At 70.9% G+C, this 12348-nt stretch carries 12 protein-coding genes; 7 read left to right on the top strand and 5 right to left on the bottom strand.

Features of this window, described 5'->3' with window-relative positions; translation table 11 throughout:
• Positions 1-83: 83 nt before the first annotated feature.
• The 5 genes from OF380_RS01870 to OF380_RS01850 all read left to right on the top strand — a co-directional run bounded on the left by OF380_RS01870 (position 84) and on the right by OF380_RS01850 (position 5643).
• Positions 84-935: an AAA family ATPase gene (locus OF380_RS01870; protein WP_264049101.1), complete on the top strand. Its 852-nt coding sequence runs from the start codon at positions 84-86 to the stop codon at positions 933-935.
• 236 nt (positions 936-1171) lie between these two features.
• Positions 1172-1690 carry a SixA phosphatase family protein gene (locus tag OF380_RS01865; protein WP_264049100.1) on the top strand — a complete coding sequence of 173 codons (519 nt, stop codon included), beginning with the start codon at positions 1172-1174 and terminating at the stop codon, positions 1688-1690.
• A gap of 84 nt (positions 1691-1774) precedes the next feature.
• Positions 1775-3049, top strand: coding sequence for a hypothetical protein (locus tag OF380_RS01860; protein WP_264049099.1), 1275 nt, complete (start codon positions 1775-1777; stop codon positions 3047-3049).
• A 109-nt stretch (positions 3050-3158) separates the two neighbouring features.
• On the top strand, positions 3159-4598 hold the full coding sequence (locus OF380_RS01855; RefSeq protein WP_264049098.1) for a YcjX family GTP-binding protein: 1440 nt from the start codon (positions 3159-3161) through the stop codon (positions 4596-4598).
• A gap of 22 nt (positions 4599-4620) precedes the next feature.
• Positions 4621-5643, top strand: a complete 1023-nt coding sequence (locus OF380_RS01850; protein ID WP_264049097.1) for a YcjF family protein — start codon at positions 4621-4623, stop codon at positions 5641-5643.
• A 13-nt stretch (positions 5644-5656) separates the two neighbouring features.
• Here OF380_RS01850 and OF380_RS01845 read toward each other — a convergent pair whose 3' ends face one another.
• The 5 genes from OF380_RS01845 to OF380_RS01825 form a co-directional block, all read right to left on the bottom strand.
• Positions 5657-6208, bottom strand: coding sequence for an RBBP9/YdeN family alpha/beta hydrolase (locus OF380_RS01845; RefSeq protein WP_264049096.1), 552 nt, complete (start codon positions 6206-6208; stop codon positions 5657-5659).
• Between the two features lie 146 nt (positions 6209-6354).
• Positions 6355-7065: a DUF883 family protein gene (locus tag OF380_RS01840; protein WP_264049095.1), complete on the bottom strand. Its 711-nt coding sequence runs from the start codon at positions 7063-7065 to the stop codon at positions 6355-6357.
• Between the two features lie 66 nt (positions 7066-7131).
• Entirely contained in the window at positions 7132-7524 is a 393-nt protein-coding gene (locus OF380_RS01835) for a DUF3618 domain-containing protein (protein ID WP_264049094.1), read from the bottom strand.
• The gene (locus tag OF380_RS01830) at positions 7521-7916 is read right to left on the bottom strand and encodes a phage holin family protein (RefSeq protein ID WP_264049093.1); all 396 of its coding nucleotides are present in this window, start codon (positions 7914-7916) and stop codon (positions 7521-7523) included. Before OF380_RS01830 ends, OF380_RS01835 begins: the two co-directional genes overlap by 4 nt.
• 9 nt (positions 7917-7925) lie before the next feature.
• Entirely contained in the window at positions 7926-8402 is a 477-nt protein-coding gene (locus tag OF380_RS01825; protein ID WP_264049092.1) for a hypothetical protein, read from the bottom strand.
• 346 nt (positions 8403-8748) lie between these two features.
• Between OF380_RS01825 and OF380_RS01820 the strand changes: the two genes are divergently transcribed.
• Positions 8749-10170, top strand: coding sequence for an alpha,alpha-trehalose-phosphate synthase (UDP-forming) (locus OF380_RS01820; RefSeq protein ID WP_264049091.1), 1422 nt, complete (start codon positions 8749-8751; stop codon positions 10168-10170).
• A gap of 67 nt (positions 10171-10237) precedes the next feature.
• On the top strand, positions 10238-12337 hold the full coding sequence (gene glgX / locus OF380_RS01815) for a glycogen debranching protein GlgX (RefSeq protein WP_264051148.1): 2100 nt from the start codon (positions 10238-10240) through the stop codon (positions 12335-12337).
• Positions 12338-12348: the final 11 nt, after the last annotated feature.

The raw sequence follows: 12348 nt of genomic DNA, 5'->3' as shown, positions 1-12348 counted from the left end.
AGGACAGGCCGGCTCGACGCCTTGCGGGCGGGCGGGACGCGGCTTAACCCCTGGGGCCTGTCCCGAACCCCGCGAGCCCCTTCATGCGCTTCACCGGCACCGCCGATTACGTCGCGACCTCCGACCTGACCACGGCGGTGAACGCCGCCATCGTGCTGGAGCGGCCGCTCCTGGTGAAGGGGGAGCCCGGGACCGGCAAGACGGTGCTGGCGGAGGAGATCGCCAAGGGGCTCGGCGCGCCGCTGCTGACCTGGAACGTCAAGTCGACCACCAAGGCGCAGCAGGGCCTCTACGAGTACGACGCGGTCTCGCGCCTGCGCGACAGCCAGCTCGGCGACCCACGCGTGTCCGATATCGGCAACTACATCCGGCGCGGCAAGCTCTGGGAGGCCTTCACCCATGCCGAGCGGCCCGTACTGCTCATCGACGAGATCGACAAGGCCGATATCGAGTTCCCCAACGACCTCCTGACCGAACTCGACCGGATGGAGTTCCACGTCTACGAGACCGGCGAGACGGTCCGGGCCGCGCGGCGGCCCATCGTCATCATCACCTCGAACAACGAGAAGGAACTGCCGGACGCCTTCCTGCGCCGCTGCTTCTTCCACTACATCAAGTTCCCCGACGCCGAGACCCTGAAGGCCATCGTCGAAGTGCATTACCCCGGCATCAAGCACCGGCTGGTGGAAGAGGCCCTGCGGGTCTTCCTGGAGACCCGCGAGGTCCCCGGCCTGAAGAAGAAGCCCTCCACCTCCGAGTTGCTCGACTGGCTCAAGCTCCTCGTCTCCGAGGACGTCGCGCCCGAGACCCTGCGCGAGCGCGACGGCCGCAAGCTCATCCCGCCCCTGCACGGCGCCCTCCTGAAGAACGAGCAGGACGTGAGCCTCTTCGAAAAGCTCGCCTTCATGATGCGGCGCGAGCAGCGCGGCGGCTGAGCTCCGCCGAACCGCGCAGCGCCCCTGGCCACGCGCTGCCGCGTGACCAGATGGACGTGCGCCGCACCCCATCACCTGCCGGGGATCGATGCCTCGGCAGCCCGGCCCCCGCCGTCCCGGCTCCCGTGGCCGGTGTCCATGAAAACGCCTTGCGTTTCCGGTGAGATCGCTTCCGGCGCGGCCGCATCGTGGCCGCGTCACCGTCCGACACCGCCGGCGAGAAAGTCCGAAGGCCCATGCGTCGTCTCATCCTCCTGCGCCATGCCAAATCCGATCGCCCGGCGGGTGTCGCCGACCTCGAGCGGCCCCTGAATGCCCGTGGGCGGCGGGTGGCACCCCGGATCGGGGAGTACCTGGCGGCGGAAGGCCTGCGGCCGGACGCCGTGGCGGTCTCGCCCTCCCTGCGGACGCGCCAGACCTGGGAGGCCGTGCAGGTCGCCCTGAAGGGGCCGGATCCGGAGATCGTGGAGGCGATCTACGAGGCGCCGGAGGCCGCGCTTCTGGCGGTCGTGCAGGCGACACCCGATTCGGCGTCGAGCCTGCTGATGATCGGGCACAATCCGGGCTTCCAGGATCTGGCGCTTCGGCTCGCGGGTTCGGGCGACCGGACCGGGCGCAAGCGCCTCACCGTCGAGTTTCCGACCGCCGCGATCGCGGTGATCGACTTCGAGGGCGAGGGCTGGCACGCGGTCGCGGCCGGCAGCGGGCGCCTGGAGCGCTTCCTCGCGCCGCGCGACCTCGAACTCGAGGATTGACGCGAACACCCGTGCCCCGGGGCGGATTGAACCCTTCCCCGGCGCGGGTCGTTGCCCTGGTCCCCGGCAAGCTTTGCAGATCCCGTGCTCCTGACCACGCTCCTCGTCCTGGCGACCCTGGTGCCGCGCCTCGAAGGCCCGGCCCGGGAGATCCGTCCCGAGTTCCGGGCCCTCGGCGCGGCCTGGCCGTCCCGGGAGGCCGTGGCCCCCGTCTTCCCAACCTTCCAGCCGGAGGCGCGGGCAGTCTCGAACTGGCGCATCCAGGCGGGTGAATCCCTGCGGCCCGCGTCGCTTGCGCTCGTGGCGCGCTACGCGTTGGTCGATCCGGCCTTCGTGGCGCGCTGCGTCAAGCTGAACAATTACTGGTGCATCAAGCGCGCACGCTGGAACGGCGAGATCGGCGGCGATGCCGAGGGCCATACGGGCTTCGCTACGGCCGCCGACGGGGCCGATGCGGCGGCGCAGCTGCTGCGGCGCTACTATCGTGAGTATGGACGCCGCACCGCGCTGGCGATCGTGCGGCGCTGGGCGCCGGCGGAGTGCCGGGTCGGCGGTACGGCCCTGCCGGCCCGTGTCCGCGCCCCGGCGGTCTCGACGGATCTGGCCCCGCGCGGCATCGGCCGGACCCTGCGGGCCCGCTTCCTTGCGCGCAACCCGCGTGGCGGCGCGCCCCGTGCCGCCGTCGCGTCGCGCGGGGGGGCGCTGCGCATCCAGCCCTGGTCACCCCTCGCCCGGATGGGCGGCCATCCGCCCCGCGCGGCGGCCCCACCGAAGACGGCTGCCGAGAGCGCGCCCAAGCTGGCGTCGAACCCAGCGCGGGTGCCGCCCGGCGGTCGGACGAAGGCGGCGGCCGCGCCGGGCAGGGGCCACCTCCTGGTGCGTCCCTCCGAACTCCTCGTGAAACCGTCCACGATCATTGCCAAACCCTCGGTCCTGCTCGTCGAGCCGACGGCAGTCCTCGGCGGGGCCGCCGCGACCCGGAGGGACGCTCCGCGCGCACGGACCGCCTCGGGGGGCGGCCTGCAGGAGCGCTTCGTCGCCGAATCGGCCGCCCTGCCGGCGCTGGTCGCCGGCCTGCCGCTCCTCGACCTCAGCGTTCCGGCGCCCCTCTGCGCCAATGACGAGACGCGGATCCGCAACTACGCCGGGCGCATCGCCGCGAGCGTCGGCCTCAAGGTCGAGGACGACCTGAAGCTCTTCGACGCCGAGGGACGCCCGTCGCCGAACCTGCGCGCGGTCATGCTCGCGATGTCGAGCGTCGAACTCGGGAGCCTGCGCGCCGGGCCGGCCCTGGTCGAGGCGGCGATCGCCCGCCTCGACGCCACGACGCTCGCCGCCCTCGGGACACCGGCGCCCTGAGCCTCGCCGCCGCGCCAGAAGCCTTGCGGTGGCGCATTCGGGGCGCCACCTCAGCGACACCCGCCCGGACCTTCCGCCCAGCCCTCAGCCCATCGTCAAACAGGTTGCCATGAACAGCTTCGCCGCGCGCGCGGGTTCCGCGGTCAAGGCTTTCGCCGAGGCGTCGAGCGACCTCCTGATCCAGCCGACCCTGCGCCTCGGAGTCACCGGCCTCGCGCGCTCGGGCAAGACCGTGTTCACCACGGCCCTGATCCATCACCTCGTGGAGGCGCATGCCCTGCCGGCCTTCGCGCCCGCCCACGAAGGCCGCCTGCGCCGCGCCCGGCTGGTGCCGCAGCCGGACGACGACATCCCGCGCTTTCCCTACGAAGAGCACCTGTCCGCGCTGACGGACGCGCGTGCCTGGCCGCGCTCCACCGACCGGATCAGCCAGTTCCGCCTTGCCATCGAGTACGAGCGCGCGGGCGGCTGGCGCTCGGGACCGGGCACGCTGATGCTCGACGTGGTGGATTACCCCGGGGAGTGGCTCCTCGACCTTGCGCTGATCGAGCAGAGCTACACCGCCTGGTCCCGCGCCACCATCGCGGGCACCCGGCGCAGCGGGCGCGGCGCCATGGCGGCCCCCTGGCTGGAGACCCTGAAGGCCCTGGATCCGCAGGGGGCCCTGGACGAGGTGGTGGCGGAACGGGCGAGCACCGCATTCAAGACCTATCTCTCGGCGCTCCGGGCCGGGCCGGAGGCGGTGGCCACGACCCCGCCGGGTCGCTTCCTGATGCCCGGCGATCTCGCGGGCTCGCCGGCCCTGACCTTCGCGCCCCTCGACAACCTGCCGGAGGTCCTGGCGCCGGACAGCCTCGCCGGCCTGATGGAGCGCCGGTTCGAGGCCTACAAGGCCAAGGTGGTTGAGCCGTTCTTCCGCAACCACTTCCAGCGGGTCGACCGCCAGATCGTGCTGGTGGACGTGCTCGCCGCCGTTGATGCGGGTCCGGCGGCGCTGGCCGAGCTGGAGGAGGCGCTGGATTCCGTGCTCCTCAGCTTCCGCATCGGGCGCAATACGATCCTGTCTCGCCTGTTCGCGCCCCGGGCCGAGCGCATCCTCTTCGCCGCGACCAAGGCGGATCACCTGCACCAGACCAGCCACGACCGGCTCGACGCCCTGCTGCGCCTCCTCGTCTCCCGGGCCATGCGCCGGACGGAGGCCGCCGGCGCCCGGGTCGGCACCGTGGCGCTGGCCTCCGTGCGGGCGACGCGGGAGACCACGATCCACGACGGCGGCGAAGTCCTGCGGGCGGTGTCGGGCACGCCCGAGGCCGGCGAGGCCGTGGGCGACGAGGTCTTCGACGGCCTCAGCGAGGCCGCGATATTCCCCGGCGAGTTGCCGCAGCGCCCCGAATCCGTCCTGGAGGGCGCGGTGCCGCCCGGCTCCCTGCGCTTTCCGCGCTTTCGACCGCCTCTGGTGAAGCCCGACGCCCTGGGCCGCCCCGGCGACCTGCCGCAGATCCGCCTCGACCGCGCCATGCAGTTCCTCATCGGCGACAAGCTCGCCTGAGGCCCGTGAGGAAGCTCTCCCCATGAGTTCGACGAACCGCCCCCGCGCCTTCCGCATCCCGCCCGCCGCGCCGCAGGACAGCCCCGAGGGCGCGGCGCCGCCGCCCTCGCAGGTGCGGATGGTGGACGAGCCCTTCGAGATCGTGGAGGCCGCCGACGGGGTCGCCGTGCCGGTGGCGCCGAAGGCGCGCGCGCCCTGGCTCAGCCTGCTCCTCGTCGCGCTGGGCGGCCTCGTCACCCTCGGGGTCGGGCTCTCGGTGGAGCGGCTGATCGCCGACCTGTTCAGCGCCGCGCCCTGGCTCGGGGCCGTGGCGCTGGTCCTCCTCGCCATCGCGACCGTGGCATTCCTCGCGCTCGTCGCCCGCGAATTGTCCGGCATCTGGCGGGAACGCCAGATCGAACGGATCCGGGGCAAGGCGATGGAGGCGATCACGACCCGCGATCACTCCGCCGCGCAGGGCGTGGTGCGGGAATTGACCACCCTCTACGCCGACCGTTCGGCCCTCGCGGCGGGCCGCACCCGCCTCGATACCCTGGGCGACGCGATCCTCGATGTGGACGACCGCATCGGGCTCGCGGAGCACGAATTGCTGGCGCCCCTCGACCGGCAGGCCCGCAACGCCATCGCGTCGGCCGCCAAGCAGGTCTCGGCCGTGACCGCGCTGAGCCCCCGCGCCATCGTGGACGTCGCCTTCGTGGTCTTCGCCGCCGTGCGCCTGCTGCGCCGGATCGCGACGATCTATGGCGGGCGTCCCGGCTTTCTCGGCTTCCTGCGGCTGGCCCGCTCGGCCTTCGCGCATCTCACGGTCACCGGCGGCATGGCGGTGGGCGAGAGCATGATCCAGCAGGTGCTCGGTCTCGGCATCGCCGCGCGGGTCTCGGCCAAGCTCGGGGAAGGCGTGCTGAACGGGCTGATGACCGCGCGCTTCGGCCTCGCCGCCATGGCGGTGTGCCGGCCCCTGCCGTTCGTCCGGGAAGCTCCCCCGCGCCTCGGCGATGTGGCCGGCGAGTTGTTGAAGCCGCTCGGGGACGACGCGAAAGCCTGACCCGGAGCCGGCCTCAGAGCGTCTTCATGAAACCGGCGAGACGCATCAGTCCCTCCGGCCAGGGGCCGTGGCCGCTCGCCACGTTGATGTGGCCGGATTCGCCGGCATCCACCACCACCGCGCCCCAGGCATAGGCGAAATCCTCCGCCCGTTCGTAGCTGCAATAGGGATCGTTGCGGCTGGCGACGAGGAGGGCCGGGAAGGGCAGGGGATCGCGGGGGACGGGCGCGAAGGCGGTGACCCGCGACGGCAGGTTCGGCGTGGTCTCGACATCCGGAAACGCGACGAGCAGGGCGCCCCGCACGGTCCCGGCGGGGAAGCGCGGGGCCGCCTGGACGGCCGCCACCACACCGAGGCTGTGGGCGATGATCACCACGGGGCGGGTGGCCGCCTCCACCGCCGCGACGATGCGGTCGCGCCACGCCTCGGCATCGGGGTGGTGCCAGTCGTCCTGCTCGACGATCCGGCCCGTGGAGAGGCGCTCGGCCCAGCGGGCCTGCCAGTGTTCGTCCTCGGAACCGGCATAGCCGGGCAGGATGAGGATCTCGCAATCGGCAATCTTCATGCGCCCTCCGATAGCGGCTAGGCGGAAACGCGTCGAGAGGTCGGGGCGCGGCGCTGGCGATGCGAAGCGGAGGCCGAGACGAAGAGGGGGCGGCCCTTTCGGTGCCACCCCCTGTCTCGTGCCGTCGATGAAGGTCGATCGAAGCGTCAGTGCGGACGGGCCGCGGGCGCCTCGGGCTGGGGTGCCGGCTGCTCCTGGCCGCTCGCGCGCTGCACGGCGGCGTTCAGGTTCTCCGGATCGAGGGCCGTCGAGACGAACTCACGGCCGCGATCGGTGAAGTCGCGGGCGTAACGCAGGCCCTGGTCACGGACCTCGTCGGCCCAGGGACCGACATTCTGGTCCTCGGTGCGGGTGCGCGGCAGCAGGGCGCCGATGAGGAGGCCGGCCGCGAGGCCGACGACGCCGACCAGCAGCGGGTTCTCCGACACGAAGTCCTCGACCGCCGAGCGGCCGTCCCGCAGGCGGGCATTGCCGCGCTCGCCGAGGTCGCTGAGGTGGCGCCGTCCGGTCGCGTGGGTATCGGACGCCCAGTCGCGCGCATCGTCATAGGCGCTGGTGGCGCGCTGACGCAGGTCCTGCGCCGTCTCCGAGACGCGGTCGCGCACATCGTTCGCGGCTTCCGTGGCCCGATCCTTCAGATCCCCGACCCGCGCCTGCACGGAGGCGTCGGAGCCGCCCTCGTTCCGGATGCTGTGGGTCTGGGTGCCGGTGGTGTGGTGCGCGGCGGTGTAGGTGCCCGGGCTCGGGACGTCGTGCAGCGACCCCTCCGTCTGGCTGCCGCGCGGCATACCGGCGGCGAGCGCGATGTCGTCGGGGAGGGAGCGATGCTCGTCGCCCGGCTTCTGGGTGGAACTCATGGGTCACTCCTGAGGATCGGCGATGGTTTCGGGAGGCCGGGGGACCGGTCTCGGATGGAGTCGGGCTCAGATCTGCGTCGTGGCGGACAAATCCTTGACCGGATGCTGGGTCGGGAGGTCGGGGTCATAGATGCGGTCCGCGCCGGTCTTCGTCACCGGAAGGCCGTCCACCGCGAGCCGGGCGCGGCGACGCGCGGCCGGGTCGGACCCGTCCTTCGTCATGCGGTGAATGAGCCAGCCCACGCCCGCCGCGATCAGCAGCACCGGGACCGGATTGCGCCGGACCGCTTCGAGCGCCCCGTCATACGCCCCGCTCAAGGGCGTGCGCCGGGCATTGCCGAGCATCTCGTCCACGATGCTAGAGACCGAAAGCCGTTCCTGGATCTGGTCGATGGTCTGATCGAGGCGGGCCCGGCTCGCCTCGATATCCTTCTCAAGCTCGTTCAGCGACTCGGTCATCCCGACACCCTCTCAGACAACGTACGGGCGTCCTCACGGACCTGGCGCGAGGTCCGCACCGGGGCCAGCGTCGACAGCGACATGGCATTCCGGCCGATCAGCGCCAGGACCACGGCGACCACGAGGAGCACGCCGCCGACGATCAGGGCGGCCAGGGCCTCGGAATGCACCACGGTGGCCAGCCACTTCACCAGGGCATCCACGAGGACGAAGAGGGCTACGACGCCGAACACGGCGGCGCCGACGAGGAGGCCGAGCCCGATGAACAGGGCTCGGACATTGCTCGTCATCTCATTGCGGAAGAGGGCGATCTCTTTCCGCGCGAGTTCGTTGGTTTCCCGCAGGGCATCGCCGATCAGGCCCTGGATGCTGGATTGCGGACCGGTGGTCATGCCGGCACCTCAGAGGCGATGGTCGGAATAGGTGTCGTTCAGCGGTTGCACGCTCGTCGACTTGATGAAGCGTGCTACCACGAACCCGGTCAGGAACGTGGCGACGGCGACCGCGACGGGCGCGCGGCGCGCGAACGCCTCGGCATCCTCGTAGAACTCCGAGAAGCTGCGCTCCTCGATGGAGGTGCCGAGGTGCTCCAGGCCGTCAGCGGCGCTGTCGAAGAACGCGCGGATGTTCGGCTGCGCCTCGAAGGTCTTGCTCGACTCGCGCACGGACTTTGCGAGATCGGTGACCGAGCGGGCGGCGTCGCCCTTGCGCTGGTCGACGTAGTCGGTGGCATGCGCACGCGCGGCATCGACGAAGCTGCGGCCGCGCTCTGCGGCCACGTCCGCGATCCCCTCGACATCGCCGCGCAGGGCCCGCCAGTCGGCCTGCGGGTTCGCCGGCTCCGCGCCGGTCGGGCCTGGGGATTGATTAGCGGTCACGGCGACACTCCTCGACACGGGTTCTTGGGAAGACACAAGCAGTTGCGACGTTTCAACAGCGTCGGGAGAGACAGGGTTCCGCGCGTTCCGAATGGACCCGGCCGCATCCACAGCATCCACGGTCCGCGTCGACCGCAAGGATGCGAAACCGTGCCGATCCGGAGCCGATGCGACCCGTAACCGGAATCATTGCCGTGCAGCCGGGAGAAACAGCCCTTGACCCAGGGATGCCGAACGCGCTTGGCTGGGAGCACGGATCGCGCTCGGCTTCCGCGCGTTCACCACCTGTATCATTCTGGTCGAGCGTCGCTCCGGCGCGAGACCCGTGAGGACCGGAGCCGGCTTCGTGGCACGTCTCGTCATCGTATCGAACCGCGTTGCTATCCCTGAGGAAGGGGGCAAGGCCGTGGCGGCCGGCGGGCTCGCCGTCGCCGTCAAGGAGGCCTTCACGGCCTATGAGGGACTCTGGTTCGGCTGGAGCGGCAACGTCGTCGAGGAGCCCTCGACGGAGCCGACCCTGATCGATCGGGGCCGAGTCAATTACGCCGTGGTGGATCTGTCACCCCAGGATCACCGGGAATATTACAGCGGATTCGCCAACCGGGCACTCTGGCCGATCATGCATTATCGGCTCGGGCTCGGGGCCTTCTCGCGCTCCGACTATGCCGGGTACCAGCGCGTGAACCGCATCTTCGCGCGGGCACTGGCCAACCTCGTCGAGCCCGACGACATCATCTGGGTTCACGACTACCATCTGCTGCCGCTGGCCTCGGAACTGCGCGGCCTCGGGATCGCGAACCCGATCGGCTACTTCCACCACATCCCCTGGCCGGCCGCGGACGTGTTCAATACGCTGCCCGCGAGCAACGACCTCCTGCGCGGCATCGCGGATTACGACCTGATCGGGCTTCAGACCGATCCGGACGTGCACAACCTCACCCGCAACCTCATCGACGAGCTGCGCGCGATCCCGCTCGGTGGCGGGTCGCTGATGGTCGACGGCCGGCGCACGCGCATCCGCAGCTTCCCGATCGGCATCGATGTCGCCGGCTTCAAGGAGGCGGCGGAGAATGCCGGCTCGAACCGGACCGTCCGCGAGACTATGGCCGGCCTGCGCACGCGCAAGCTCCTCATCGGCGTCGACCGCCTCGACTACTCGAAGGGCGTTCCGGAGCGGATGGAGGCGGTGGACCGCTTCTTCGCGTCCAATCCGGACCAGCGCAGCAACGTCGTCTATCTCCAGATCACGCCGAAATCGCGCACGGAGGTTCCGGAATACGAGGAACTCAGCCGCGAGGTGAACGAGACGGTCGGGCACATTAACGGGACGCTCGGCGAACCGAACTGGACCCCGATTCAGTACGTCACCAAGGCCTATCCGCGCCCTGTCCTGGCGGGCCTCTACCGTGCGGCGCGGGTCGGGCTCGTCACGCCCATGCGCGACGGCATGAACCTCGTCGCCAAGGAGTTCGTGGTCGCCCAGTCCGACGAGGATCCGGGCGTCCTCGTATTGTCGAAGTTCGCGGGGGCGGCCCGGCAATTGCCCGAGGCCCTGCTGGTGAATCCCTACGACCGTTTCGAGGTGGCGGAGGCGATCCGCACCGCACTCTATATGCCGCGCGGGGAGCGCCTCGAGCGCTGGAAGCCGATGGTCGACCGCATGACGCGCGAGGATGTCGACTGGTGGGCACGCAATTTCATGTCGGAACTCGAGAACTTCCGGACGATCGAGCGTGAGCCGCCCCGCGCCGCAGCCGCTGCGGAATGATCCTCGGGCGCCGTCCCTCGGCGCCTAAAACCCGGGACGGCCTCACTCCTTGATCGCATCGGACAACATGATCGGCGTCGAGGACGGCGTGCCGGCGCCGCTCGGCGCGCATTTCGACGGTCGCGGCGTCAACTTCGCCCTGTTCTCGCAGAACGCCACGGCGGTCGACCTCTGCCTGTTCGAGCCCGGCGAGCGGCACGAGACCCGCCGCATCCGCCTCCCCTGCCGGACTGACGACGTCTGGCACGGCTACCTGCGGGGCGTCTTTCCCGGCCAGCTCTACGGCTACCGCGTCTACGGCCCCTGGGACCCGGCGCACGGCCACCGCTTCAACCCGGCCAAACTCCTGCTCGACCCCTATGCGCGGGACGTGCAGGGGCGCATCCGCTGGCACGACTCCCTGTACGGGCACCGCCGGGGCCTCCAGCGCGCTGACCAGATCGACCGGCGCGACAGCGCCGCCTTCATGCCGCGCGGCATCGTCGCGCCGCCGGAGCTGCCCGACCTCGCCGTGCCCCCCGTGCGCCGTCCGCTCGCGCAGACCGTGATCTACGAGGCGCATGTGAAGGCGCTGACGCAGGTGCATCCGGACGTCCCGGAGGCCGCGCGCGGGACCTACGCGGCCCTCGCCCATCCGGCGATCATCGAGCACCTGCTGAAGCTCGGCGTGACCGCGATCGAGCTGCTCCCGATCCAGTCCTTCGCGGATGACCGCTTCCTGGTGGACAAGGGGCTGGTCAATTTCTGGGGCTACTCGCCCCTGAACTACTTCGCCGCCGACCCACGCTACCGCGGGCCCGCCGGCATCGGAGGCCTGCGCGCGGCGATCCGCGAACTCGCCGCCGCCGAGATCGAGGTCATCCTCGACGTCGTCTACAACCATACGGCGGAGGCCGATCACACCGGCCCGACCCTCTCGTTCCGGGGCGTGGACAACGCCAGCTACTACAAGCTCGACCCTGGCAACCCGCGTCAGGAGTTCGACTGCACCGGCTGCGGCAACACCCTCGACCTCGACCATCCGCGCGTGATGCAGATGGTCCTGGACTCCCTGCGCCACTGGGTGACGGCCTACGGGGTCGCGGGCTTCCGCTTCGACCTAGCAAGCAGCCTCGGCCGCAATCCACACGATTTCAGCCCGAAGGCAGCCTTCTTCCAGGCGGTGGCGCAGGATCCGGTCCTGGCCCACGTGAAGCTGATCGCCGAACCCTGGGACATCGGTCCCGGCGGCTACCAGCTCGGCGGCTATCCGCGCGGATGGAGCGAGTGGAACGACCAGTTCCGCGACAGCATCCGGGGGTTCTGGCGCGGCGATCGCGGCACGCTCGCGAAGGTGACGCAGGGGCTGTCCGGATCCCGCGAGATCTTCGCGGCCTCGGGGCGCTGGCCCCTTTCCAGCATCAACTTTGCCGGCTCGCATGACGGCTTCACCCTCGCGGACGTCGTCGCCTATGAGGAGAAGCACAACCTCGCCAATGGCGAGGACAACCGCGACGGCCACGGCCACAATCTCTCGCGCAATTACGGCGTCGAGGGCGAGACCGACGATCCGGCCATCCTCGGCCTGCGCGCCCGGCAGAAGCGCAACCTCCTCGCGACGGTGTTCCTGGCGCAGGGCGTGCCAATGCTGCTGATGGGCGACGAGCGCTCGCGCAGCCAGGGCGGCAACAACAACGCCTACGCGCAGGACAACACTGCGAGCTGGATGGATTGGGAAACCGACCCCGATCCGGCGCTCACCACCTTCGTCGGCAACCTGACCCGGCTGCGGCGCGAGCAGCCCGCCCTGCGCCGCCGCGACTACCTCACCGGGGCACCCGTGGGGGAGGGGTCACTGCGCGACGTGCACTGGCTGGCGCCGGGCGGCACCGAGATGGGCCAGGACGATTGGGGCGACGGCGAGCGTCAGGTCTTCGGCATGCAGATCGGCAACGACCTGCCGCAGGCCGACCGGTTGCTCATCCTGCTGAACGCGGCGGACACGCCCTGCGACTTCACCCTCGCGCCGGTGGTCGGCGGTCCCTGGACGCTCGTGTTCGACACGACCCGGCCGACCGGAGCGGTGCCGGCGGGCCAGGCCCTGTTCCCGGCCGGCGCGGGGGTGCGGCTCGAGGCGCGCTCCATCTACGTCCTGCGCGCCCGGCCCGCCTCCGCCTATACGCGCTGAGGCCGGTCGCC

Origin of the sequence: Methylobacterium sp. FF17 (genome assembly GCF_025813715.1) — a bacterium.
Classification (GTDB): domain Bacteria; phylum Pseudomonadota; class Alphaproteobacteria; order Rhizobiales; family Beijerinckiaceae; genus Methylobacterium; species Methylobacterium flocculans.
Note: the sequence above shows the minus strand (reverse complement) of the source record. Positions and strands in the feature narration are given on the sequence as shown.